At 69.4% G+C, this 24,518-nt stretch carries 23 protein-coding genes and 3 pseudogenes; 21 read left to right on the top strand and 5 right to left on the bottom strand.

Translation table 11 applies throughout. The annotated features are described in order from the left end of the window. Positions 1-6: 6 nt before the first annotated feature. From glmU to IPG68_08560, 11 genes and pseudogenes are all read left to right on the top strand, one after another. A complete protein-coding gene (glmU, locus tag IPG68_08610; GenBank protein MBK6763322.1) occupies positions 7-1,386 on the top strand; it encodes a bifunctional UDP-N-acetylglucosamine diphosphorylase/glucosamine-1-phosphate N-acetyltransferase GlmU in 1,380 nt (459 codons plus the stop codon). Between the two features lie 62 nt (positions 1,387-1,448). Next, positions 1,449-2,441: a ribose-phosphate diphosphokinase gene (locus tag IPG68_08605; GenBank protein ID MBK6763321.1), complete on the top strand. Its 993-nt coding sequence runs from the start codon at positions 1,449-1,451 to the stop codon at positions 2,439-2,441. 263 nt (positions 2,442-2,704) lie between these two features. After that, complete coding sequence (locus IPG68_08600; protein MBK6763320.1) at positions 2,705-3,277, top strand: 50S ribosomal protein L25; 573 nt, start codon at positions 2,705-2,707, stop codon at positions 3,275-3,277. Further along, on the top strand, positions 3,274-3,855 hold the full coding sequence (locus IPG68_08595) for an aminoacyl-tRNA hydrolase (GenBank protein MBK6763319.1): 582 nt from the start codon (positions 3,274-3,276) through the stop codon (positions 3,853-3,855). The genes IPG68_08600 and IPG68_08595 overlap by 4 nt, the downstream gene beginning before the upstream one ends. 9 nt (positions 3,856-3,864) lie before the next feature. Next, on the top strand, positions 3,865-4,680 hold the full coding sequence (locus IPG68_08590; protein ID MBK6763318.1) for a 3'(2'),5'-bisphosphate nucleotidase CysQ: 816 nt from the start codon (positions 3,865-3,867) through the stop codon (positions 4,678-4,680). A gap of 37 nt (positions 4,681-4,717) precedes the next feature. Further along, positions 4,718-8,160: pseudogene (gene mfd, locus IPG68_08585) on the top strand (transcription-repair coupling factor). Positions 8,161-8,226: 66 nt separating this feature from the next. Further along, positions 8,227-8,487, top strand: a complete 261-nt coding sequence (locus IPG68_08580) for a hypothetical protein (GenBank protein ID MBK6763317.1) — start codon at positions 8,227-8,229, stop codon at positions 8,485-8,487. Between the two features lie 25 nt (positions 8,488-8,512). Then, positions 8,513-8,833, top strand: coding sequence for a hypothetical protein (locus IPG68_08575; GenBank protein ID MBK6763316.1), 321 nt, complete (start codon positions 8,513-8,515; stop codon positions 8,831-8,833). Positions 8,834-8,868: 35 nt separating this feature from the next. Next, entirely contained in the window at positions 8,869-9,486 is a 618-nt protein-coding gene (locus tag IPG68_08570) for a MazG family protein (GenBank protein MBK6763315.1), read from the top strand. A 247-nt stretch (positions 9,487-9,733) separates the two neighbouring features. Then, positions 9,734-11,011 carry a phosphopyruvate hydratase gene (gene eno / locus IPG68_08565; GenBank protein ID MBK6763314.1) on the top strand — a complete coding sequence of 426 codons (1,278 nt, stop codon included), beginning with the start codon at positions 9,734-9,736 and terminating at the stop codon, positions 11,009-11,011. A 101-nt stretch (positions 11,012-11,112) separates the two neighbouring features. After that, positions 11,113-12,480 (top strand): NAD(P)H-hydrate epimerase, encoded by a 1,368-nt coding sequence (locus IPG68_08560; protein ID MBK6763313.1) that lies wholly within the window; start codon positions 11,113-11,115, stop codon positions 12,478-12,480. Positions 12,481-12,482: 2 nt separating this feature from the next. Here the strand turns inward: IPG68_08560 and IPG68_08555 are convergent, their stop codons facing one another. Next, positions 12,483-13,289, bottom strand: coding sequence for an alpha/beta hydrolase (locus IPG68_08555; GenBank protein ID MBK6763312.1), 807 nt, complete (start codon positions 13,287-13,289; stop codon positions 12,483-12,485). Positions 13,290-13,381: 92 nt separating this feature from the next. Between IPG68_08555 and alr the strand changes: the two genes are divergently transcribed. From alr to IPG68_08520, 7 genes and pseudogenes are all read left to right on the top strand, one after another. After that, complete coding sequence (alr, locus tag IPG68_08550) at positions 13,382-14,500, top strand: alanine racemase (protein ID MBK6763311.1); 1,119 nt, start codon at positions 13,382-13,384, stop codon at positions 14,498-14,500. After that, entirely contained in the window at positions 14,497-15,504 is a 1,008-nt protein-coding gene (locus tag IPG68_08545) for an alpha/beta hydrolase (protein MBK6763310.1), read from the top strand. Before alr ends, IPG68_08545 begins: the two co-directional genes overlap by 4 nt. Next, positions 15,464-15,922: a tRNA (adenosine(37)-N6)-threonylcarbamoyltransferase complex ATPase subunit type 1 TsaE gene (gene tsaE, locus IPG68_08540; GenBank protein ID MBK6763309.1), complete on the top strand. Its 459-nt coding sequence runs from the start codon at positions 15,464-15,466 to the stop codon at positions 15,920-15,922. The genes IPG68_08545 and tsaE overlap by 41 nt, the downstream gene beginning before the upstream one ends. Continuing rightward, positions 15,919-16,472, top strand: a pseudogene (tsaB, locus tag IPG68_08535) (tRNA (adenosine(37)-N6)-threonylcarbamoyltransferase complex dimerization subunit type 1 TsaB). Before tsaE ends, tsaB begins: the two are co-directional and overlap by 4 nt. Continuing rightward, the gene (rimI, locus tag IPG68_08530) at positions 16,469-16,897 is read left to right on the top strand and encodes a ribosomal protein S18-alanine N-acetyltransferase (GenBank protein ID MBK6763308.1); all 429 of its coding nucleotides are present in this window, start codon (positions 16,469-16,471) and stop codon (positions 16,895-16,897) included. Before tsaB ends, rimI begins: the two are co-directional and overlap by 4 nt. Beyond that, positions 16,894-17,916, top strand: coding sequence for a tRNA (adenosine(37)-N6)-threonylcarbamoyltransferase complex transferase subunit TsaD (gene tsaD, locus IPG68_08525; GenBank protein ID MBK6763307.1), 1,023 nt, complete (start codon positions 16,894-16,896; stop codon positions 17,914-17,916). The genes rimI and tsaD overlap by 4 nt, the downstream gene beginning before the upstream one ends. Before the next feature lie 79 nt (positions 17,917-17,995). Beyond that, on the top strand, positions 17,996-18,358 hold the full coding sequence (locus IPG68_08520) for a hypothetical protein (protein ID MBK6763306.1): 363 nt from the start codon (positions 17,996-17,998) through the stop codon (positions 18,356-18,358). 3 nt (positions 18,359-18,361) lie between these two features. On the opposite strand, the gene IPG68_08515 is transcribed toward IPG68_08520, so the two are convergent. From IPG68_08515 to IPG68_08500, 4 genes are read right to left on the bottom strand one after another with little or no spacing between them, the layout of a single operon-like run. Then, a complete protein-coding gene (locus IPG68_08515; GenBank protein MBK6763305.1) occupies positions 18,362-19,327 on the bottom strand; it encodes a hypothetical protein in 966 nt (321 codons plus the stop codon). After that, the gene (locus tag IPG68_08510; protein ID MBK6763304.1) at positions 19,302-20,039 is read right to left on the bottom strand and encodes a hypothetical protein; all 738 of its coding nucleotides are present in this window, start codon (positions 20,037-20,039) and stop codon (positions 19,302-19,304) included. Before IPG68_08510 ends, IPG68_08515 begins: the two co-directional genes overlap by 26 nt. Before the next feature lie 40 nt (positions 20,040-20,079). Next, positions 20,080-21,189 (bottom strand): hypothetical protein, encoded by a 1,110-nt coding sequence (locus tag IPG68_08505; protein MBK6763303.1) that lies wholly within the window; start codon positions 21,187-21,189, stop codon positions 20,080-20,082. Positions 21,190-21,220: 31 nt separating this feature from the next. Then, a complete protein-coding gene (locus IPG68_08500; GenBank protein MBK6763302.1) occupies positions 21,221-21,685 on the bottom strand; it encodes a hypothetical protein in 465 nt (154 codons plus the stop codon). Between the two features lie 27 nt (positions 21,686-21,712). Between IPG68_08500 and IPG68_08495 the strand changes: the two genes are divergently transcribed. The 3 genes and pseudogenes from IPG68_08495 (at position 21,713) to groL (ending at position 24,484) form a co-directional block, all read left to right on the top strand. Next, entirely contained in the window at positions 21,713-22,309 is a 597-nt protein-coding gene (locus tag IPG68_08495; GenBank protein ID MBK6763301.1) for a hypothetical protein, read from the top strand. 161 nt (positions 22,310-22,470) lie between these two features. Beyond that, positions 22,471-22,770 carry a co-chaperone GroES gene (gene groES / locus IPG68_08490; GenBank protein MBK6763300.1) on the top strand — a complete coding sequence of 100 codons (300 nt, stop codon included), beginning with the start codon at positions 22,471-22,473 and terminating at the stop codon, positions 22,768-22,770. A gap of 85 nt (positions 22,771-22,855) precedes the next feature. After that, positions 22,856-24,484 (top strand): annotated as a pseudogene (gene groL, locus IPG68_08485) (chaperonin GroEL). The last annotated feature ends 34 nt before the right edge of the window (positions 24,485-24,518 follow it).

Genomic DNA, 24,518 nt, shown 5'->3' with positions numbered 1-24,518 from the left:
ACGCGTATGAAATCGGACACCGCGAAGGTGTTGCACGAGGTGTCCGGCGAGCCCCTGCTGGGACATGTCCTGCGCGCGCTGCGCGACGCCGGCATCGAGGATGTCGTGGTCGTCGTCGGCCACCAGCGGGACAAGGTCGCCGCGTACCTGCACACGGTGGCACCCGGCGCCCGGACGGCGGTCCAGGAGGCGATGCGGGGCACCGGGGATGCGGTGCGGCAGGCCATGCCCCAGGTCCGGCCCGACGCCAGCACCATTGTGGTGCTGGCCGGGGACACGCCCCTGCTCATGGGCAGTACCCTCGCCGACCTCGTGACCAGGCATGCCGCGTCGGGCGCTGCTGCCACCGTCCTGACCGCGCGGATGCCAGACCCCACCGGGTACGGGCGCATCGTGCGCGACGACATCGGGGTCCGGCGCATCGTGGAGCACAAGGACGCCACGGATGCCGAGCGAGCGATCGACGAGATCAACAGCGGTCTATACATTTTCGACGCCGGTGCCCTGCGGACGGGGCTGGACCGGCTGACCAGCCACAACGCACAGGGCGAGGAGTACCTGACCGACGTCATCGGCTGGCTCGTCGAGCAGGGTCACCCGGTGGCAGCCCACGTGACGAAGGACCCCGACGAGATCCACGGCATCAACGACCGGGTACAACTTGCGGCCGCCGGGGCGGTGCTCCGGCAGCGGGTCGCCGAACGCTGGATGCGCGAGGGCGTGACGATCGAGGATCCGGCCACCACCTGGATCGAGGCGGACGTGCAGCTCGAGGCCGATGTGGTGCTGCGCCGCAACACTCACCTCTCCGGAGCCACCCGGGTGGCGGCCGGCGCGGTGATCGGTCCGGACACGACCTTGATCGACGCCACAGTCGAGGCCGGGGCCACCGTCCTGAAGTCGCATGTCCTTGGGGCCCGGGTCGGGCCCCGGGCCAACGTCGGGCCCTACACCTACCTACGCCCCGGCACCCACCTGCTCGCAAGCGCCAAAGCCGGTGCCTTCGTGGAGATCAAGAACACCCGGGTCGGGGCGTCCGCCAAGGTGCCGCACCTGTCGTACGTGGGCGATGCCGAGATCGGCGAGGGCACCAACATCGGGGCGGCCACGGTCTTCGTCAACTACGACGGGGTCGCCAAGCACCGCACGGTCGTGGGCAAACACGTGCGCATCGGCTCGGACAGCATGCTCGTGGCGCCGGTGACGATCGGTGACGGTGCGTACACCGCCGCCGGCTCCGTGATCACCGAGGACGTCGGTCCAGGGGACCTGGCGCTGGGGCGGTCCCGGCAGCGCAACATCGTCGGCTGGGTGGTCGCCAAGCGCCGGGGCACGGCGTCCGCCGAGGCCGCCGAACAGGCGCAAGGTCACGATTCACCCGGCTAATCCCTACCTTTGCCGCATGCCCGCAGGTGTCGGTGGTTACGCTGAGGCCATCCGCGTTGGACATGCCCGAGGGGTCGCCACCAGTGTCTGAGCTCGTCACGCCGTCCCAGAAGAAACTGATGCTCTTCTCGGGGCGGTCGCACCCCGAGCTGACCGACCAGATTGCCCTCGAGCTCGGCATCGAGGTGTCTCGGACGCGACTGTACGACTTCGCCAATGGCGAGATCTTCGTGCGGTTCGAGGAGAGTGTGCGCGGCAGCGACGCCTTCGTGGTGCAGTCGCACGCCGATCCGCTGAACAAGTCGATCATGGAGCAGTTGATCATGGTCGACGCGCTCAAGCGGGCCTCTGCCAAGCGCATCACCGTCGTCACGCCGTTCTACGGCTACGCCCGGCAGGACAAGAAGCACAACGGCCGGGAGCCGATCACCGCGCGGCTGATGGCCAACCTGTTCGCCACCGCCGGGGCCGACCGGCTGATGGCCGTGGACCTGCACACCTCCCAGATCCAGGGGTTCTTCGACGGACCCGTGGATCACCTGTTCGCCCTGCCGATCCTCTCCGAGTACGTGGGCAAGAACGTGGAGCGCGAGCGGCTCACCATCGTCTCGCCGGACGCCGGCAGGGTGCGAGTGGCTGAGCGCTGGACCGACGTGCTGGGCTCGCCGCTTGCCATCATCCACAAGCGGCGCGACCCGAACGTGCCGAACCAGGTGTCCGTGCTCGAGGTGGTCGGCGACGTGAGGGACCGCGTCTGCGTGGTCGTCGACGACATGATCGACACCGGCGGCACCATCACCAAGGCAGCCGAGACCCTCTTCGAGCAGGGGGCCGCGGAAGTCGTCGTGACGGCCACGCACGGTGTGCTCAGTGATCCGGCCACCGAACGCCTGAAGAACTCGCGGATATCCGAGGTCATCGTCACAGACACCCTGCCCATCCCCAGCGAGCGCCGGTTCGACAAACTCACGGTCCTGCCCATCGCGCCGATGATCGGGCGAGCCATCAACGAGGTGTTCAAGGACGGCTCGGTGACCAGCCTCTTCCAGAGCTGACGACTGCCTCACCACAAGTGGGCGAACGAGTCCGGTTCGCGCCCAGTTGTGGCGGGCAGTATGGGCGTTTGAGGGCGCTATGTCCGATTCTGTGAGACCACAAGTGGGCGCTTCCCGGCGTTCGAGGCCGCTCGCCGCCCACTTGTGGTGACGCCGCTCTGAGCACGTACACTGGTGAGGACGCCCGGCGAGGGTGGCCCATCGGCCCCGTGATCGACGAGCCCTCCCGGTGGTCTGCACGTTGGCGAAGACCGGGAGATGACATGGCCGAAGTACGACTGACCGCACAAGCACGCACCGAGTTCGGCAAGGGCGCCTCGCGCCGCCTGCGCCGCGAGGGCCGGGTGCCCGCGGTCCTCTACGGCGACGGGGGCGCGCCGCGCCACCTCAGCCTCGACGACCACGACCTCACCCAGGCGTTGAAGCAGCCCAAGGTCACCCTCGAGATCGACCTCGACTCCGACGTCGTCCCCACCGCCCCGCGCGATGTCCAGCGCGACCCCGTCAAGGGCTTCCTCAAGCACATCGACCTCGTAGCACTCGACCGCGCGCAACTCAGGGCCCGGCAGCTGGAGGCCGAGGCGGTCGCCAAGGCCGAAGAGGTCGCTGCGGAGAAGGAGCTCGACCCGATCGCCCTGGCGAACATCGTCAGCGAGATGATCGCGGAGGGTGCCGACGCCGACAGTGTGATCGAGGCAGCGGTGGAGCGTCTCGAGGCCGAGATGAAGGCCCAGGCCGAATCCGCTGCGGCTGCTGCAGCCGCTGCTGATGCCGCCGAGGCTGCGGAGGCCGAAGAGGGCGCCGCCGGACCCGGCGAAGACACCGCCGAGGAGTGACCGACACCTGGGTCGTGGCCGGCCTCGGAAACCCGGGGCCGGAGTACGCCCGAACGCGGCACAACGTGGGTTACCTCGTCGTAGAGGAGTTGGCCGCCCGGCTCGGTGTGCAGTTCGCCCGCCACCGCAGGGCGCACGCAGATGCCGCGCAAGCGCACGCCTTCGTCGGGACCCCCGCGCACTGCCGCTTGGTCCTGCTCAAGGCCCGCAGCTTCATGAACGAGAGCGGCGGCCCGGTCAAGGCCGCCCTGGACTTCACGAAGACCGAGAACCTGGTCGTGGTCCACGACGAGCTGGACATCCCGCTCGGCGCGTTGCGCATCAAGTTCGGTGGCGGCGACAACGGGCACAACGGCCTGCGCAGCCTGCGCAAGTCCCTGGGGCACGGGGACTTCTTCCGGGTGCGCTGCGGTGTGGGCCGCCCCCAGGGTCGCCAGGAGCCTGCGGACTACCTGCTGTCGGACTTCCGCGCCGCGGAGCGACCCGAGGTGGCTGTGATGGTCGCGGAGGCCGCCGACGCCACCGAGTACTTGCTGGGCAACGGCCTGGAGGCCACCCAGTCCCGCTACAACCGTTAGGTGGAACACATGACGAACCTGTCCGACGACGCCGCGCTGGCCAAGGAACTCACGCTGGCAGCCGGTCGTCTGCTGGTGGACGTGCGCAACGACTTCGGCCCGGTCGAGCCGGCGGACAAGTCCCGCCGCAAGCAACTCAAGGACACCGGCGACGCGGTCTCGCAGGCCTTCCTGGCCGAGCAACTCGGCCGGGAACGTCCCGGGGATGCGGTGTTGTCGGAGGAGGCCAAGGACTCCCACGAGCGTGACCGGGCCGACCGGCTGTGGATCATCGATCCGCTGGACGGGACCAGCGAGTTCAGCCAGGGACGCAGTGACTGGGCCGTCCAGATCTCATTGTGGCAGCGAGGCGTGCCGGGTAGCGGCTTCATCGCTGCGGCGTTCAGCCTTCCAGCCCAGGAGCAGGTGTACGTCACCGGCGCCCCGGTGGCTGCTCAGATCGTGCCGCTGTCCGAGCGGCCGTTGCGGGTCGTGGTGTCGCGTTCGCGCCCCCCGGAGAACTTCGTCGCCCGCACGGACGAGATCGCCGCCCGCCTGGCGGCCGATGGGGTGACCGCGCACGGTGTGGAGTTCGTGTACGTGGGGTCGGCCGGCGCCAAGGTCGGGGAGATCCTGGCCGGCAGGGTGGACGCCTACGTCAACGAGGGCGGCTTCTGGGAGTGGGACGCCGCAGCTCCACTGGCCGTGGCGGTGGATCACGGCATGGTCGGCACCCATCTCGACGGCCGGACGATCGAGTTCAACAAGCGCCCGCCGTGGGTCGACGACATCGTGATCGCGCGACCGGAGGTCATCGGGTACATCCGGCCCACCGGGCGCGTGTGACAAACGCCAGCGCGGGGACGGTCGGACCGCCACGTAGATTGGTGAGGTGATCCTCGGCGACGTCGTTTCGGTGATCGGCGCCCTCCCCGACGTCGCCGATTGGCGTGCGTCCGTCGCCACCGGTGGCACCACGGTCGGGGTCACCGCAGGCGCCGAACCGTTCCTGCTGGCAGGAGTGGACCGGCCGGTGCTCGCCGTGACCGCCACCGGGCGGCAGGCCGAAGACGTGCGTGACGCGCTGCGATCTCGGTCAGGGACGCCGCCGTCTTCCCGGCCTGGGAGACTCTGCCCCATGAACGCCTGAGTCCGACGGCGGACACCGTCGGCCAGCGCATGGCGGTGATCGGCCGCATCGCTACCGGGCATCTGCCCGACGTGCTGGTCGTCCCGATCCGGGCGCTGATGCAGCCCTTCGCCGCGGAACTGGCCGAGGAGCAGCCCCTGGTCCTGGCCAGTGGGGTCGAGCCCGGCTTCGAGCATCTCATCGAGTCGTTGGTGCGGGCAGGGTACGAGCGGGTGCCCATGGTCGAACGCCGTGGTCAGTTCGCGGTGCGCGGCGGCCTGCTCGACATCTTCGTCCCTACCCAGGAGCACCCGACACGCATCGAGTTCTTCGGCGACGAGGTGGACCAGATGCGTTCATTCGCCGTCTCCGACCAGCGCACCGTCGCCGTGCTGGACGCGCCGTTGGAGATCCCCGTCTGCCGGGAGTTGCTGCTCACGCAGCAGGTCCGGCAACGTGCGCGGGAGTTGGCCAGCAAGTACCCGCACATCGCCGATGTGCTGTCAGATCTCGCCGCGGGCACACCGGTGGAGGGGATGGAGTCGCTGGCGCCGGTGCTCGCCGACCGGATGATCACGCTGCTGGACCTGGTGGCCGCGCACACCCCCATCGTCATGATCGGCCGGGAGCGGATCGCCACCCGCGCCGTCGATCTCGTGCGGACGTCCGAGGAGTTCCTGCAAGCCGGCTGGCACAACGCCGCCGTGGGCAACACGGTGCCGCTGGACCTCAGCCGCGCCGCGTACCGCAGCCCCGACGAACTGGCCGCACAGGCTGCCGCCCGCGAACTCCCCGTCAGCGACATCAGCACCCTCGGCACGGTCATGCCCGGCCTGAAGCCCGCGCCGGCCTACCGGGGGGACGTGGCCGCGCTGGCCACCGATGCCCGGGCGGCGATCGCCACCGGCGTGCCCGTGGTGGTGGCCATGGGTGCGGCCGGCCCGGCCCAGCGGCTGGCCGAACAACTGGCCGCCCTGGATGTCCCGGCACGGCTCTTCGGGGACTCCCCGCTCGACCCCATCGTCCACATCGTCAAGGCCCGTCTGACCTACGGATTCACCACCGACGGGGTGGCGCTGATCACCGAGCGCGACCTCACCGGAAGCGTCAGCACGGCCGTCACGAAGATGCCGGCCAAGCGTCGCAAGGCCCTCGATCCGCTGACGCTCAAGCCCGGCGACTTCGTGGTCCACAACCAGCACGGCGTGGGTCGATATGTGGAAATGACGCAGCGCGCGGTGGCGGGTTCGGTGCGCGAGTACCTCGTGCTGGAGTACGCCGGCAAGCGCGGGCAACCGCCGGACCGGCTGTACGTCCCGACCGACCAACTCGACCAGGTGACCCGGTACGTCGGGGGGGAGGCTCCGGCCGTGCACAGGCTGGGTGGCGCGGATTGGCAGAAGGCAAAGTCCAAGGCCAAGCGCGCGATGCGCGAGATCGCCGCGCAACTGGTCAAGCTCTATGCCGCACGGCAGGCCACCAGGGGCCACGAGTTCGGTCCGGACACCCCCTGGCAGCGTGAACTCGAGGACGCGTTCCCTTACCAGGAGACGCCCGACCAGCTCGTGACGATCGACGAGGTCAAGGCCGACATGATGAAGCCGGTGCCGATGGACCGGCTCGTGTGCGGCGACGTGGGTTTCGGCAAGACCGAGATCGCGGTGCGTGCGGCGTTCAAGGCGGTCCAGGACGGCCAGCAGGTCGCTGTCCTGGTGCCCACCACGCTGCTCGTCAAGCAGCACCACAAGACGTTCAGCGAGCGGTTCGCCGCCTTCCCGGTGCGAGTGGAGGCATTGTCCCGCTTCCAGTCCGACGCCGAGGCCGAGCGCATCCTGGCGGGCCTGGCCGACGGCTCGGTCGACGTGGTGATCGCCACTCACCGGCTGCTGAGCCCCAAGACCCGCATCCCTAAACTGGGCCTGCTCATCGTCGACGAGGAACAACGGTTCGGCGTCGAGCACAAGGAACACATCAAAGCCTTGCGCACCACCGTGGACGTGCTGAGCATGTCCGCCACCCCCATCCCGCGCACCTTGGAGATGGCGGTGACCGGCATCCGCGAGATCTCCACGATCCAGACCCCGCCGGAGGACCGGTTGCCGGTGCTGACGTTCGTGGGTCCCTACAACGACAAGCAAATCGTCGCCGCCATCCGGCGGGAACTGCTGCGCGACGGCCAGGTGTTCTTCATCCACAACCGTGTGGAGTCCATCGGGCGGGTCACCTCCCGGATCTCCGAACTGGTCCCCGAGGCCCGGATCGCGTTCGCCCATGGCCAGATGCCCGAGGCGGCGCTGGAACAGACGGTGGTGGACTTCTGGGAGGGCCGCATCGACGTGCTCGTGTGCACCACGATCGTCGAGTCGGGCATGGACATTCCCAACGCCAACACGCTGATCGTGGACCGCGCCGACGGCTTCGGGCTGTCGCAGCTTCACCAGTTGCGGGGCCGGGTGGGCCGCGGCCGGGAGCGCGCGTATTCCTACTTCCTCTACCCGCCGGAGAAACCGCTGACCCAGACCGCGCACGACCGGCTGGCGACCATCGCCGCGCACACCGACCTCGGATCGGGCATGGCGGTGGCGATGAAGGACCTCGAGATCCGCGGCGCGGGCAACCTGCTGGGCGGGGAGCAGTCCGGGCACATCGCGAACATCGGATTCGACCTGTACGTGCGCATGGTCGGGGAGGCGCTGGCCACGGTGCGCGGCGAGCGCGACGAGGAACTGCCGGAGGTGCGCATTGAATTGCCGGTCAACGCCCACCTGCCGCACGACTACGTTCCGGACGAACGGCTGCGGCTGATGGCGTACACCACGCTGGCGGAGGCCGGCAGCGATGACGCCGTGGACGAGTTCGTCGCGGAGATGACCGACCGGTACGGGCCGCTGCCCGAGCCGGTCAAGGTCCTCGTGGACGTGGCCCGCCTGCGCCTGCTCGCCCGTGATGCCGGGGTCGCCGACATCGTGATGGCCGGGCGCAATGTGCGCTTCGCGCCGGTGCACCTGCCGGAGAGCCGGACGCTGCGCCTGTCCCGGTTGTACCCGGCCAGCATCTTCAAGGCCGCGTCGGGCACGATGCTCGTGCCGCGACCCCTGGCCGGGGGTCTGGGCTCGCCACCGCTGACCGACCACGCCCTGCTGCAGTGGTGCCGCGAGGTGCTGGAGTCCGTGGTGCTGGATCGCCTGCCGTCGTGATGCCACCAGTGCGGCGTGTGCGGCTCGCGGGCGCGTAATCTGAGGGCGATGACTTCGGGAGGCTCGATGAAGCGCTGGATGCCGGTGGTCGTGGCGGCCGGGATCGCCCTGTCCGCCTGCGGGCCGACATTGTCGGGGTCCGCGGCGGTGGTCGGTGAGCAGCGGCTGACGGATTCCGAACTGGCCGAGACGACCTCGCAACTGACTGAGGGGCTCGGCATCCCGGACAGCGCGCAGGTCTCCCAAGCCGTCCTCTCCCGCTGGATCGTGACCGAACTCGTCGACGAACTCGCGGCGCGCAAAGGCATCGGCGTGACCAAGGGGTGAGATCGACTCCGCGATCGCCGACGAGGTGCAGAACGCCGGGGGTCAGCAGGCGCTGGAGGAGGGCGCTCTGCAGGCAGGGGTGGTGCCCGAGATGATCCCCGATGTCATCCGGACCACGTTGCTCATCGAAGCGATGACCAAGGGCACGATCACCGGCGACGACCCAACGGGCCAGACCGGCCTGCTGACCCAGGTGCAGCAACTCAGCGACGAGCTCGATCCGAAGGTGAGCCCGCGGTTCGGGACCTGGGACGCTGAGCAACTGGCTGTCGGGGCACTGCCGGAGGACCTGTCGGTTCCGGCTGATGCCACCACCGCCTTGACCGACGTCCCACCGCAGCAGTGAGCCGGGGGCAGCGCCTCCTGGACCTCGTAGCGGTCATGGACCGGCTGCGGTCCCCCGGCGGCTGTCCGTGGGATGCCGAGCAGACCCACGAGAGTCTCGTGCAGTACCTCGTCGAGGAGACCTACGAGACCGTCGATGCCATCGACGCCGGCGACCGCGACGCGTTGATCGAAGAACTCGGCGACCTCCTGCTGCAGGTGGTGTTCCACGCCCGCATCGGGCAGGAGGGTGAGGAGGCTTTCGACATCGACGACGTTGCCGGCGGGATCGCGGACAAACTCGTCGCCCGGCACCCGCATGTGTTCGGCGATGAGACCGCACAGACCGCCGACGATGTGGAAGCCGCGTGGTTCGAGCGCAAACGACGCGAGAAGGGCCGCAGCTCGGTCACGGACGGAGTGCCCGCGGCCATGCCCGCGCTGCCGCTGATCGAGAAACTCCTGCACCGCGCGGACAAGGGTGGGGTTCTGGTGCCGCCGGTCGATCCGCGTGTGGACGCCCTGCTCGACGAGCATGACGCCGGCGAACTCATCCTGGAGATCGTCGCTGCCGCGAGGAGCCGGGGCCTGGATGCCGATGCCGCCGCCAGGCGGGCTGCGGCCGGCCTGCGCGCGGAACTGATCCGCCGCGAGGGCGGGCCGGCGCAGGGGTGACGCGTACCGCCTGGCGCAGCGCGGCTGGTGCCGGCGCTGTGGTTGGAGGTTGCGCACGGCGTTGGAGAACCCACGCGTGGAACCTCCAACCAGGTGAACGATCTCTCACCACACGGGTTCGCCCGGCGCGGCTCACCACGCGAGGGGCTGCAGCTGACCGGATTCCGCTGAGGCCGTCACCGCACGGGGTTCGGCCCGGCGAGCATGCCCGATAGGCTGCAGGAGGAGCCGGACCTGAGGAGGAATCGTGGCTGAGATCGTCGCTGTCATCGCACGGGAGATCCTGGACTCGCGCGGAAACCCCACCGTCGAGGTGGAGGTCGCGCTTGAGGATGGGTCCCTGGGGCGCGCCGCAGTGCCAAGCGGGGCGAGCACCGGCGCCTTCGAGGCATCCGAGCGCAGGGACGGCGGGGAGCGCTACGGCGGCAAGGGCGTGCTCGAGGCCGTGGCCGCCGTCGAGGACCGGATCGCCGGTGAGGTCGAGGGCATCGAGGCCAGTGAGCAGCGGCTCATCGACCAGATCATGATCGACCTTGACGCGACGCCCAACAAGAGCGAGCTGGGTGCCAACGCGATCCTCGGGGTGTCGCTGGCCGTGGCCCGGGCGGCTGCCGACTCGGCCGACCTGCCCTTGTTCCGCTACCTCGGCGGGCCGTCGGCCCACGTGCTGCCGGTGCCGATGATGAACATCCTCAACGGCGGTGCCCACGCCGACACGGGCGTGGACATCCAGGAGTTCATGATCGCCCCGATCGGCGCTGATGACTTCAGCACCGCCCTGCGCATGGGAGCCGAGGTCTACCACGCGCTGAAGTCGGTGCTGAAGAAGCGCGGGCTGGCCACGGGACTCGGTGACGAGGGTGGCTTTGCTCCGGACCTGCCGAACAACCGCGAGGCACTCGATCTCATCGCTGAGGCGGTCGCCACCACCGGGCTGTCGCTCGGTTCCGACGTGGCGCTGGCGCTGGATGTGGCCTCCACCGAGTTCTTCTCCGACGGCGCCTACCAGTTCGAGGGCGCCTCGCGTTCCAGCGACGAGATGGCCGCGTACTACGCATCCCTGCTCGAGGACTACCCGCTGGTCAGCATCGAGGACCCCATGGCCGAGGACGACTGGCAGGGCTGGATCGACGTCACCGCCGCGGTCGGGGACCGAGTCCAGATCGTCGGCGACGACCTGTTCGTGACCAACCCGGTCCGGCTCGCGGATGGCATCGAAAAGCAGGCCGCCAACTCCCTGCTGGTCAAGGTGAACCAGATCGGGTCGCTCACCGAGACTCTGGACGCGGTCGCCATGGCCCACCGCGCCGGGTTCACCTGCACGATGAGCCATCGCTCGGGTGAGACCGAGGACACCACCATCGCCGATCTCGCTGTGGCCACCGACTGCGGCCAGATCAAGACCGGCGCCCCGGCCCGCTCGGAGAGAGTGGCCAAGTACAACCAGTTGCTGCGCATCGAGGAGGAACTCGACGACGCAGCGGTGTACAGCGGACGCAAGTCCTTCCCCCGCTTCCAGGGCTGAAGTCCCGGCTGCTGCGATTGGGGAACCGGGGGGTCCTTCAACACGGACTGGGGCGCGCCCGAACCGCGGCACGATGTACGCGGGTGCGCCACGATGGGACCATGAAGCCCGTCCACGACGTCCCCACCATCCGTGCGGCTGAAGAAGCGCTCATGGCCGCGATGCCGCCCGGGGCCCTCATGCAGCGGGCGGCCACTGGGCTGGCGGCCCGGACGGCGCGCCTGATGCGGGAAACGTTCGGTGGGGTCAGCGGACTGCGGCTGGCGGTCGTGGCGGGGTCCGGGAACAACGGCGGGGATGCCCTGTTCGCTGCGTCCCAACTCGCTCGGCGCGGAGTGGCTGTCGACATCCTGCCCACCGCTGACACGCTGCATCCCGAGGGCCTGCGGGCGGCTCGCCGGGAGGGTGCCCGCGTACGCGCGCCCCGCCGTGCCGACGTCGTGCTGGACGCGGTCGTGGGGATCGGCGGGTCCGGCCCGCTGCGAGCAGGGGCGGTGTCCATCCGCGACGCGGTCGACGCCGAACTCACCATCGCCGTGGACCTGCCCAGCGGCCTGCAGCCAGACTCCGGCGACGTACCTGGCGAGGTGTGGCGGGCCGATCACACGATCACGTTCGGCACGTTGAAGCCCGGTGTGGTGCTGCGCCCGGACGTCTGCGGGCGGGTGCATCTGGTGGACATCGGGCTCGACGCGACTCTGCCGGCCGCCACGGTCCACGTGGTCGAGCGGGTTGACGCCGCCCGGTATTTCCCACGGCCGGGGCTTGCCGACAACAAGTACACCCGAGGCGTGGTGAGCATCGCGGCCGGCTCCGAGAAATACCCCGGCGCCGGGCAGTTGTGCACCGCGGGCGCGCGCCATGCCGGCGTGGGGATGGTGCGCTCGCAGGTGGCGGGCTTCCCCGACGTGGTGGCCGCAGACGGCCGCACCGATGCCTACGTGGTGGGTCCCGGGCTGGCTGACGAGCACCGGCTGACCCGAGCCGTGGCCACGGCCCTGGAGTCCGGGCGCCCGGCAGTGCTGGATGCGGAGGCGCTGGCGCTGATCAGCCCCGGCAATGCCGTGATCACCCCGCATGAGGGTGAGTTCGCGAGGCTGGGTTTCCACCCCGGCGCCGACCGCATCGCGGGAGTGCAGGCCGCGGCGCGGCAGTTGCAGGTGGTGGTCCTGCTCAAGGGTGCCGTCACCGTCGTCGCCGAACCGGGCGGCCGGGTGTTCATGAACACCGAGGCCAGCCCGGACCTGGCCACGGCTGGAAGCGGTGACGTTCTGTCCGGACTGTTGGGGGCAATGCTGGCCCGGCATTTCGTGGGCCGGCAACCCGATCTGGTGGAAATGGCCGGCCTGGCTGCTTGCGCCGCACTCGTCCACGGGAGGGCAGGTGCACTCGCCGGTTTCCCCGCCACCAGCGTGGACGTGGCGGACAGAGTCGCAGAGGCCGTGGCGTGGGCCGCCGGTGACGGGTGACGTCACCCGTAGAGGCGTCCGACGAACTCGACCAGGTCGGCGGCGATGCGCTCCGGCTCCTCCCAGAGGACCAGATGACCGACTCCGCCGTAGGTGAGCAACGTCGAGCCGGGGACACGGTCGGCCATCGCCGCGTGGCTCTCTGGCGTGAGGACCTCGTCGCGCTCGCCCCGGATGATCAGCGTGGGAGCCGAGATCCGTCCGGTTTCCAGCGGTGGTGGTGAGGTAGTGAGCCCTCGCAGTGCGCTCTGCCACACCCGGGCGGGGACCCGAGTGGCCTCCAGGATGCGGTCCTCGAGGTACCAGGTGGGCACCTCGTGGAAGAGCGGGAACTCCTCGATGAACGCCTTGACCCAGCCCGGGTCGATCGGGTCGCGCACGGCGTCGACCGTGTCAGCGAACTCCGGCCGCCCGTGCAGGCTCAGCGGGGATCCGAGCAGGACCAGCCCTGTGACACGTTCGGGGTTGCGGACCGCCACCTGCTGGGCGACGTAGCCGCCGCTGGAGGAGCCCACGAGGACCGCACGCGGCAGGCCGCACGAGTCCATGAACGCCACCACGTCCGTGGCGAGGGTCGCGACGTCGTAGCCGTCGTCGGGTGCGTCCGCCTGCCCGTGCCCCCGCTGGTCCATGGCCAGGACGTGCAGCCAGTCGGGCAACATCGCGGTGAGGCGGTCGAAGCACCGAAGCGACTCGACCCAGGCGTGCAGCATCACGACCGTGGGACCTGACCGATCCCCCCGTTCCACGTACGCAGTGCGCAACCCGGTACTCAGATCCACCCGATGGATGACGGGTTCACGGCTCATGCGACGAGGGTAGGCCCGCGCGGGCGTGAGTCGCTGCGCTCCGGCGGGCGCCGAACATCGGGAAGCTGGCATCCCGCCATTACCATGGAGAGGTGAGTCGCGCCGAGGCCCGGATAGATCTTGACGCGTTCGCGCACAACCTCGACACGCTGCGGGCTGCGGCCCCGAACAGTCAGCAGATGGCCATCGTCAAAGCCGACGCGTACGGACACGGGCTGCTGCCCATGGCGCGGGCGGCGCGGGCGGCAGGCGCCGAATGGCTGGGTGTCGCCCTGTTCGAGGAAGCCCTCGAGGTGCGTGCCAGCGGTGATCGCGGGCCGCTGCTGGCGTGGCTGGCTGACCCATCGGACCCGTGGGACGAGGTGCTGGGCGCCGGGATCGACGTCGGGGTCTCAACCCCCGATCACCTGGAGTGCGTGGCCGCCACGGGCCGGTTCGCACGGCTGCACCTGAAGCTCGACACCGGGCTCGGCCGGGCTGGGTGCCCGCCGGGGATGTGGGAGGGGTTCGTGTCCCGGGCCAAGGCGCTGCAGGACGCCGGCCGCGCGCAGATCGTGGCGATCTGGTCGCACTTCACGGTGGCGGACGAACCGCACAATCCGCTGAACACTGCGCAGATCGAGCGGTTCCACCGCGGGGTCGAGCACGCCGCGGCGCTCGGCGTTCAGCCGGAACACTTGCACCTGGCGAATTCCGCGGCGACCCTGAGCCTGCCCGAGGCCCACTTCACGCTGGTGCGGCCCGGAATCGCGATGTACGGCGTGGCCCCCGGGGCCGGCATGGGCACCCCCGCCCAACTCGGCCTGCGGCCGGTCATGACATTGGTGGGCCGGATGACCACGGTCAAACGCCTGCCCGCGGGCGCCGGACTGTCCTACGGCCATCAGTACCGGTTGCCGGCGGATGCGACGACGGCGGTCGTGCCTCTGGGATACGCCGATGGCATCCCCCGAAATGCGACCAACGTGGGTCCGGTCTTCGCAGCCGGCCGCCGGCGCACGATCGCCGGCCGGGTGTGCATGGACCAGTTCGTGCTCGATCTCGGCGACGACCCGGCAGTGGCCGGGGACGAGGTGGTCCTCTTCGGGGACGGCCTCGACGGGGTGCCGCTGGCCGAGGACTGGGCGCAGGCCACGGGCACCATCGGCTACGAGATCGTCACCCGGCTCGGTCCCCGCGTCCCCCGCGTGTATGTGGGGGAGGGCGCATGAGGTCCCTGCTGGCACTGGCTGCCGGCCTGGCCGCCGGAGCGGTCGTTGAACAACTGGCCGTGCGCCAGCCGTGGCGTCCCGATCCGTATCTGGACGAGCCGTTCGGCGAAGTGCGCGGGGAGCCCCATTGGCTGCGGGCTTCCGACGGCACCCAGTTGTACGTGGAGGTCCATCCGTGTGACGACCCGGAGGCTCCCACGATCGTGTTCGCCCACGGCTACACGCTGACGCAGGACAGTTGGCACTTCCAGCGCAAGGCGCTGCGGGGGAAGGCCCGACTGGTGCTCTGGGACCAGCGTGGCCACGGGCGCAGTGAGCGCGGACCGATGGAGAACAGCACGGTCGAGCAACTGGGCCGCGACATGCTGTGGGTCGTCAACGGCTTCACCCAGGGACCGGTCACCCTCGTCGGGCACTCCATGGGCGGGATGACGGTGATGTCCCTGGGTTCGCAGTTCCCCGAATTGTTCGTCGACGGCAGAGTCGCCGGCTTCGCGTTGGTGGCCACCAGCGCCGGTCACCTGTCGACGGACTTCCTGGGACTGCCCCCCGGGCTGGCCAACCGTGCAGGTACTGCCGCTGCGGGGATCCGGCCGAGCAAGGTGCTGATGGGGTCGATGGTCCAGCAGGTGCGCACCACGGATCTGAATTTCGTGCTCACCAAGCGCGCGAGTTTCGGTCCCGGCGCGCCCAACTCGCTGAACACGTTCACGCTGGCGATGATCAACGCGACTCCGATGGAGACGATCGTCGACTTCCTGCCGTCACTGCTGGCCCACGATCTGCACGACGCTCTGAAGGCGATGGCCGACGTGCCGGGTTACATCGTGTGCGGGGAGGACGACGTGATGACGCCGGTGTCACACACCCGCACCCTGATGGAACTGCTCCCCGATGCCCGCGGGGTGATCCTGCCGGCCACGGGGCACATGATCCAGCTCGAGCGCCACGAAGAGGTCACCGATGGCATCACCCGCCTCGCCTTCGGCCATCGTGCGTCGTGAGGTCGAGTCGCCGGCGGCGATGACCGAACTCGGCCGACTGATCGGGATGCGCCTGCACGCCGGCGACGTGGTGCTGCTGACAGGTGATCTGGGCGCAGGTAAGACCACCCTGATGCGCGGTGTCGGGGAGGGCCTCGGGGTGCGCGGACCGATCACGAGTCCCACCTTCGTCATCGCGCGTCGGCATCCGTCCGAAGTCGGCGGGCCCGCCCTCATCCACGCTGACGCCTACCGCCTGGGTGGTCCCGGGGAGTTCGAGGACCTCGACGTCGATGCCGAGGACGCCGTGGTGTGCGTGGAGTGGGGTCGCGACCGCGCTGAAGGGCTGTCCGACCGGCGGCTGGAGATCGACATCGAGATCCTGCCCGAGGGCCGCTTGGTCACCATCGCCGGTGTCGGCAGGGGGGTCCCGCTGTGAGCGTCCTGGCGATCGACACCTCCACGGCCCGGACCTGTGCGGCCTTCGGCGGCCGCAGCGCCGGTGTCGTGGCGCCGATGGGCCACGCCGAACACCTCGCGGAGGTGATCCGGGAGGTGGTGCCCGACGCCGGTGCGGTGACCGGGATCGTCGTGGGAGTGGGTCCCGGGCCGTACACCGGCCTGCGGGTGGGAGTCGTGAGCGCTGCGGTCATGGGCGACGCGCTCGGGGTGCAGGTGTCGGGGGTGTGCTCGCTGGACGGGCTCGGCGCCCGGTTCGGCGACGTGGTGGTGGTCAGCGACGCCCGCCGCCGGGAGGTCTTCGCGGCGCGCTACGCCGAGGGGGCGTTCGGGTGGACGGGCCGGTGGTGATCCCGCCGGTGGAAGTCGCCGCCCGCTGGCCCGGGGTGCCGGTGGTGGGCCCTGGTGTGCAGCGGTACCCGGAGCTGGGGACCCTCGCCGAACTCGACGCGGCCGATCTGTTGTTGGCCCCGGCCGACCTGCCGGTGCGGCCCTGGTACCTGCGGGAACCGGACGCGAAACCGGCATGATCCGGGCGATGAAGTGGTGGGATCTCGATCGGGTCCTGGTCATCGAGAACGACGTGTTCGGGGCGACGGCCTGGCCCGCGGAGTCGTTCTGGGGGGAGTTGGCGCGACCCGATCGCCACTACGTGGTGGCCGACGACGGTGATGTGCTCGGTTATGCCGGACTGTGGCTGCTGGCCCCGGATGCCGACGTGCAGACTCTGGCCGTCGCGGCGTCCGCGCAGGGCCGCGGCCTCGGTGCGCAACTGCTCGCCCATCTGATCGGTCACGCCCGCGGACACGGGTGTCGCCGCCTGCATCTGGAGGTGCGTGCGGACAACGTGGCGGCCATCGGCCTCTACGAGCGCGCTGGGTTCGCGCATGTGCGCCGCCGGGTGCGGTACTACCCGGACTTCTCCGACGCCCTCGTGATGGGGTTGGACCTGTGAGCCCTTTGGTGCTTGGCATCGAGACGTCCTGCGACGAGACCGGGGTCGGGATCGTCTCGGGCAATACGCTGCTGGCGGACGCGGTGGCCAGCAGCGTTCCCGAGCAGGTGCGGTTCGGTGGCGTCGTGCCTGAAGTCGCGAGCCGGGCGCACGTGGAGGCGATGGTGCCGACCCTGCACCGCGCGTGTGAGACGGCAGGGGTGTCGCTGCGGGACGTCGACGCGCTCGCGGTGACTGCCGGGCCCGGACTCGTTGGCGCGCTCGTGGTCGGCGTGGCTGCGGCCAAGGCGCTCGCGCTGGCACTGGACAAGCCGCTCTACGGGGTCAATCACCTGTCGGCCCACGTTGCCGTGGACCAGTTGCAGCACGGGCCCCTTCCACAGGGGTGCGTCGCATTGCTGGCCTCCGGAGGACATTCGTCCATCCTGCGGGTGGGGGATGTGACTGCCGATGTCGAACCCCTCGGTGCGACGATCGACGATGCGGCCGGGGAGGCGTTCGACAAAGTGGCCCGGATGCTGGGGCTCGGATTTCCCGGCGGTCCCGCCATCGACGACGCTGCGCGCCGGGGTGATCCGCGCGCGATCGCGTTCCCCCGTGGGCTCACCGGGCCGCGCGACGCGAAGTACGACTACTCGTTCTCGGGTCTGAAGACCGCGGTGAAGCGGTGGCTGGCCGCCAACCCCGGGGCACCGGTCGCCGACGTCGCGGCGTCGTTCCAGGAGTCCGTGGCCGACGTGCTCTCGGCGAAGGCGGTCGCGGCCTGCCGCGATCACGGCATCGACACCCTCATCCTCGGCGGCGGGGTGGCGGCCAACAGCCGGCTGCGAGCCCTGACCGAACAGCGGTGTGACGCGGCGGGCATCCGGTTGCGCGTGCCACGCCCGGCCTTGTGCACGGACAACGGCGCCATGGTGGCGGCGCTGGGGGCCGAGATGGTGGTCCGTGGCCGGCCGCCCTCGGGGTGGTCCCTGGGTGCGGACTCCTCGCTGCCGGTCATGGAGCCGCTGCTGCCGTGAGGCCGTTAGCACCACCTACCGGGCGTGGGTGCGGTCGGGGCCGTCTTGCCGACGGCAGCCGGTCAGCGAGAATCGAGGTATGAGCCTGGTCTACAACCTCTTGGTCATCCTGCACTTCGTCGGTCTGGCCTCGCTGATCGGTGGCTTCCTCGTGCAGATCAGCACCAGTCCGCGCGTGGTCAACAACGCGATGCTGCACGGCGCTTTGACGCAGTTGGTCACTGGCATCCTGCTGGTCGGCATGCGCTACCCCCTGCACAACAGCGACCCCGATCAATGGGCGCTGCCGGACAACGCCAAGATCGGCGTGAAGTTCGTCATCCTGCTCGTCGTGCTCGGCCTGATCCTGGCCAACCGTAAGAAGGACGCGATCAGCAACGCGGTCTGGGCGGCCATCGGTGGCCTGGCGATCGCCAACGTCGTCATCGCCGTCCTGTGGTGACGACTAGCGGTTGACCACCGTCGCCTTGCAGCCGGGGGACAGCGAGTCCGTGAAAGCGCCCTGGAAGAACCTGTCGAGCCGCGAGCCCTTGTAGGCAGCCCGGCCGTTGTCGGCGAGTTGCATGTACGTGGATCCGTGAGTTGCGGGGGAGCGTTTCGTGCGCGCGAACAGATCGAGTCTGACGCTGGCACCAGCACACGCCGGTGCCAGCGAGTCGTAGAGCTGCCGCGCCAGGCAGTCGCCCGGGGCGGGCACCTGCTTGCCCGACTTCATGCACCACACGACGTTGTCCGCCATCCCCTCCGCGATGAGCACGTCGGCGACCGAACCGTCGGATCTCATGGGGAACTTGGGGAAGGGGTTCTGCCCATCCGGTCCGGGCTGGTTGTAGGCCAGCCAGGTGCACCAGTTGTCGAACGCGGGGTCGATCCCCGGGCTCAGGCAGGTGGCGTCGATCTGACCGGCCCACTTCCCGCCCGGGCCCGGGCCGCCCCACATCGGTTGTGCGAAGAACGCCGCCTTCGCCGGCTGGTTGTAGGGGGTGGTCTGCAGCGCCAGGCCCGCGTTGGGGCAACCCGCCGCGATGCTGGTGGCGACCGCTTGGCCATTGCCGGCATCGGGGCCGGTCAGGACGTCGGTCATCTGGGGGAGCGGCACCGCCGCCGGGTAGCCAGGGAAGCGGGCGTCCGGCTGCAGCGTGCCACTGCCCGGGTACTTCGCCCACGACGTGACCACCAGCGAGAACAGCAGCGCGCCCATGTTGCCCACAGGTTTGCCGTTGACCACCAGCGCCGGTTCGTGCATCTCCAAGTCGCCGAGATGACGCCCGTTGAGGGCGGCCGGGGTTTGCTCGGTGGCCACGAAGGAGCTTGCCGGCACGATGGCGGCCACGCCCACGGGCTCGAACTGCGGATCCTGCGGCAGCTTGGTGGCTTGCAGGTACTCACCAGCCAGCTGTCCGGCCCACATGGCAGCGTGCCCACCTTGGGAGATGCCCCAGGTCGCCAGCTTCCAGGAGGCCGGTGGCCGGCTCTTGCCCAGCCGCTGCTGCAACTGCACCCCCGCGCACGCTGTCCAGCGTCGCGGCGCCAGCAGGGAAACCGAGCACGTAGTTCTGCTGCGCCGATGCGGGCTGACCCAGGCCGGAGTAGTAGTCCGTGGCCGTCACCATGCGGCCCTGGTCGATGAGCCCCTGCAGGACACCCTTGCGCGGACTGCCCTGAACGGCGTGGCGGCCCTGCCCGTAAGAGATCGCCCCCAGCCCTTTGAGGGTCGCCTTGGGGTCGTTGGACGGCTGACAGGACTGATGCATGCCGATGGTGCCGTGGGCGTAGGCGATCACCTGGTTGCGTCGGTCCTTGGCCTTGGTCGGCAGGACCACCAGGCCGCACGACGCCTGCACGTGCCGCTCGTCCACGCCGGAAGTGGTGTACAGGACCCGGAACATGCGGGCGCCTTTCAGCAGTGACTTCGCAACCTTCACCTCCTTGTACGTGAGCAGTTGGCCGGGCCTGGTGCCGCTCAGGTCGGGCAGGGTGTTGCAGGGCGCTTTGCCGCGGTTGACCTTGGCGCCACCGGCGGGAAGGCCCTGTGAGGCCGCACTCGCCGGAGGTGCGGCGATCAAGGGCGAGAGGAGCAGGCCGGCGCTGACCCCGGCGGCGATCGCACGCGAGCGGTTCATGGCACGCCACGGTAGCCCCGGGCGTCGCGGCGTCGCCCGGTCAGTGCACTCGGCGCCCAACCCACGCATGTGTACGGCGGTCGGGCCCGATCCTGGTGGCGACCACCACTGCGTCGGGGCCTTGCGGCATCGCGAGGTGCGGTGGTCGCTGGAATCCGCGCACCCACAACGTCGCCGATGACAGGCCCAGCCGCCGGCAGGTCGCAACCGCCGCCTTCAGCGAGGTCGGTTCCAGAATCTCCATGCAACGCCCGAGCCAGGGGTCCGGCCGGACTGTGGTTGTGATGAACGCGAGGTGCTCGTCGATGAGGTGTCCTTCAGCGGTGCTGGCGGCCTCGGCCACCAGTCCGGAACGCACGATCGCCGGGTCGGGGTCGACGATGAACCGCGCGACTGGGCCGGTCTCTGGCGTGACGGCGGGCCCGGTCAGTTCATGGGCCTGGGGGCCGGTCAGGACACTCGCCCGGCGGGGCACCTGGGCCAGCGGGGGGAACCAGGCGGTCGCATCGACGAGGTGCCGCGCGATCGAGGTGCAGTGCCATTCGGTGCCGTCGGGCAGGCCGCGATGACCGGGCCGGATGCGCGCCACTACCGGCCGCTGCTGCGCCTGAGTCAGCACCCAGTCCCACGGCGGGCGCCACAACTGGGGGTCGTGCGGCCGGATCGCACGGCCATCTGTCTGCCGGTGCTCGAGGCGCCTGGCCGGGTCCACGTACAGGGCGGCGCCGGGCGGCAGGTCCACAGTGGTCACGTCGGCCTGGCGGACGTCGGCGCCGGCGAGATTGACCCGCGCCACCGCGAACGTATCCGGGTCCGCCTCGTAGGCGATCACTCGCAGGCCCGCTCGGGCGAAGGCCCAGGCATCCATGCCGATCCCGCACCCGGCGTCGACGATTGTCTCGATCCCGGAACTGGCGAGGCGGGCGGCGCGGCGCCGGGCCACCTCGACCGGGCTGGCCTGCTGGACGCCCTCGGCGGTGACCAGGGGGAGGGGGAAGTCGGATGGTCGGTGCTGAACCTGTGTCAGTGCGTCGGCGACCTGCTGTGCGGACAGCTGCGGCTGGACCGAACGCGCGCGCAGCGGGTCCACGTCGCGCAGGGCGGCGACGGCGGCACGACCCTGGTCACTGGTCAGCCAATCGACGTCCACGAGTCACCGCCCCGGGGGGCGGCCTGCGGGATCACTTCTTCGTGGTGAAACGGGCGGAACCGGAGCAGTTCTGGGTGTCCGACTCGCCGGGACCGGCGGTCTGGATCACGCTGCCGGTGGCCTTCTTCTTCGTGAACTTCACGTCGACCGCGATGGTGTCGAGGTGGTTGGGCTGCCGGTAGGTGAACTTCAAGCGACCCTTGCTGCTGACCTTCACGTCCTTGGACTTCAGTCCGTAGGCCTTGAGCACATTTGACGCCACGGTGAAGCCGTAGTTCATGAACTCGGTCGACTGGCACTGCTGCGGCACCTTCTCGACGGCCCACGTGACCAGTTTCCCCTTCTTGACGGTGAAGGAGGCCTTGCCGTAGGTGGTGCCGCCGTCGGTGGACCGCGCGCTGCCCTTGTAGGTGCCGTCGGTGGTGGCCGCACCGGCCATCACCGGAGTGCCGAGAGCGGCCGCGGTGACGACCAGGATCGCAACAGTTCTACTCATGCGCGTAAGGCTAGCCTGCCGGTCGGAATGGACGGCCCTCGTTCTGCGTTGTGGCGCAGCGTGGGAGTAGAGGAGCAACTGGAGCGTTATGCGGACCTCGGCTTCGACGTCGCGGCGGTCGACGTGCGGCCGCTGGAAGCGGTGAAGCGTCGCGACTCCGTGCTGGTCCTGCCGCACGCGCTCGTGCCGGTACAGGAAGTGATCGCGCGCCTGCGCCTGGCCGGGGGCAGCAAGACCGGCATCTTCGACCGCAACTTCGAGGATCCGGATCGCTACCACCCAGTGGCTGCGGATGTGCCGGTCGACCGCCCCTACCTGATCCACGGTTTCGAGCCCGGGGTGGAGTACCTCAACGTGCCGCCGCGGCAGGCCGTGCCGCAGATCCTCGCCCGCGGTCGTTTGCCGGTGACCATCGAGGAGGGCCTGGGTGTGTTCGTGCACAACCCCTCGGTCCTGCAGCGCAACGAGTGCTTCTCGCTGGCCGGTTCGACGCGCGGTGACAAGCGGGTTCCGGCGTTGTGGATCAGCGGAAACGCTCCGAAACTGGGGTGGTGTTTCGCCGGCGCCCCCCACACGTGGTTGGGCACGGCGTCGGTGGCGGGCCGGCTCGACGCCTTTGATTAGCACTCTCTTGACGACAGTGCTAACAGGGATTACTGTCTGAGTTAGCACTCACCCGCTGTGAGTGCTAACGGTCTGAAGTAGGTCCGGGACCGCGACGCTCGGACATCACGGAAGACCCGCAGTACCCACTGTCCGTTTCGATCCCAATAGGGAGGTAGACCGTGTCGGTCGCCATTAAGCCGCTCGAGGACCGTATCCTCGTGCAGCCGCTGGACGCAGAGCAGACCACGGCCTCAGGCCTGGTCATCCCGGACACGGCCAAGGAGAAGCCGCAAGAGGGCAAGGTCCTCGCGGTTGGTCCTGGTCGGTTCGATGACGAGGGCGAGAAGCGCATCCCGCTGGACATCAGCGTGGGCGATGTTGTCGTGTACTCGAAGTACGGAGGCACTGAGATCAAGTTCGACGGTGAGGACTACCTGATCCTGTCGGCACGCGACGTGCTGGCAGTGGTGGAGAAGTAGTCGTTCCCAAAACCAGTGCAGGCCCCTGGGACCCCCCGGAACCCGGGGACGTCCCGGGGGCTTGTGCATATCACGAAGGAAGAACATGCCCAAGATTGTGGAATTCGACGTCGAGGCCCGCAGGGCCCTCGAGCGCGGCGTGAACACGCTGGCCGACGCTGTGCGCGTGACCATCGGTCCCAGAGGCCGCAACGTGGTGCTGGACAAGTCCTGGGGCGCCCCGACGATCACCAACGACGGTGTCACCATCGCCCGTGAGATCGAGGTGAGCGACCCCTACGAGAACCTCGGAGTCCAGTTGGTCAAGGAGGTCGCCACCAAGACCAACGACGTCGCCGGAGACGGTACGACCACCGCTACCGTGCTCGCGCAGGCGATGGTCTCCGAAGGGATCCGGATGGTCGTTGCCGGCGCCTCACCCATGGGTGTCAAGCGTGGCATCGACCAAGCCGTGGCGCAGGTGTCGCAGTTCCTGTCCGACGCCGCCCGCCCGGTCGAGGGTGCGGAGGAGACCGCCCAGGTGGCGACGATCTCCGCGCAGGACGCCGAGATCGGCAAGCTCATCGCCGACGCCTTCGAGAAGGTCGGCAAAGACGGTGTCATCACGGTCGAGGAGGCCACGACCACCGCGCTGGCGCTCGACTTCACCGAGGGAATGCAGTTCGACAAGGGCTACATCTCGCCGTATTTCGTGACCGACCCCGAGCGCATGGAAGCGGTTCTCGACGACCCGCTGATCCTGCTGGTGCAGGGCAAGGTCGCCGTCGCTGCAGGAGTTGCTCCCGTTGCTGGAGAAGGTCATGCAGAGCGGGAAGCCGCTGGTGATCGTCGCCGAGGACGTCGAGGGCGAGGCGCTGTCCGCGCTGGTCGTCAACAAGATCCGCGGCACGTTCAACTCCGCGGCGGTGAAGGCTCCGGCCTTCGGCGAGCGCCGCAAGGCGATGCTCGAGGACATGGCCATCCTGACCGGCGGCCAGGTCGTGACCGCCGATCTGGGCATGAAGCTCGACCAGGTGGGCCTCGACGTGCTGGGCACCGCTCACCGCGTCGTGATCACCAGGACGAGACCACCATCGTCGACGGCAAGGGCGACGAGGCGGCGATCGCCGGGCGTATCGAGCAGATCAAGAGCGAGGTGGAGGCGTCCGACTCCGACTGGGACCGCGAGAAGCTCAAAGAGCGCTTGGCCAAGCTCGTCGGCGGGGTCTGTGTCATCGAGGTCGGCGCGCACACCGAGGTGGAACTCAAGGAGAAGAAGCACCGCGTCGAGGACGCCGTGGCGGCCACGCGGGCTGCGGTCGAGGAGGGCATCATCGCCGGTGGCGGCAGCGTGCTGGTGTTCGCGGCGGCGCAACTCGACCCGACCGCTTTCGCCGATCCTGATGAGGCGGCCGGTGTCCGCATCGTTCAGAAGGCGTTGGTCGCCCCGCTGTCGTGGATCGCGCAGAACGCCGGGGAATCCGGTGACGTCGTGGTCTCCAAGGTGGCCGAACTGGGCCACGGGTACAACGCCGCGACCGGTCAGTACGGCGATCTCATCGCAGACGGCGTCATCGACCCGGTCAAGGTGACCCGCTCGGCCGTCGAGCACGCCGGTTCGATCGCGGCGATGCTGCTGACGACCGAGGCGCTCGTCGTGGACAAGCCGGAGGATGAAGAGGAGAGCCACGACCACGGTCACGGCCACTCCCACCACCACGGTCACACCCACTGACACCGCACGAAGCAGGGCCCCGGGAGACTTCCCG

This window comes from Micrococcales bacterium (assembly GCA_016703125.1).
GTDB lineage: Bacteria > Actinomycetota > Actinomycetes > S36-B12 > UBA10799 > JADKAV01.
The sequence above is the reverse complement of the archived record's forward strand: the minus strand, read 5'-3'. Positions and strand labels throughout refer to the sequence as shown.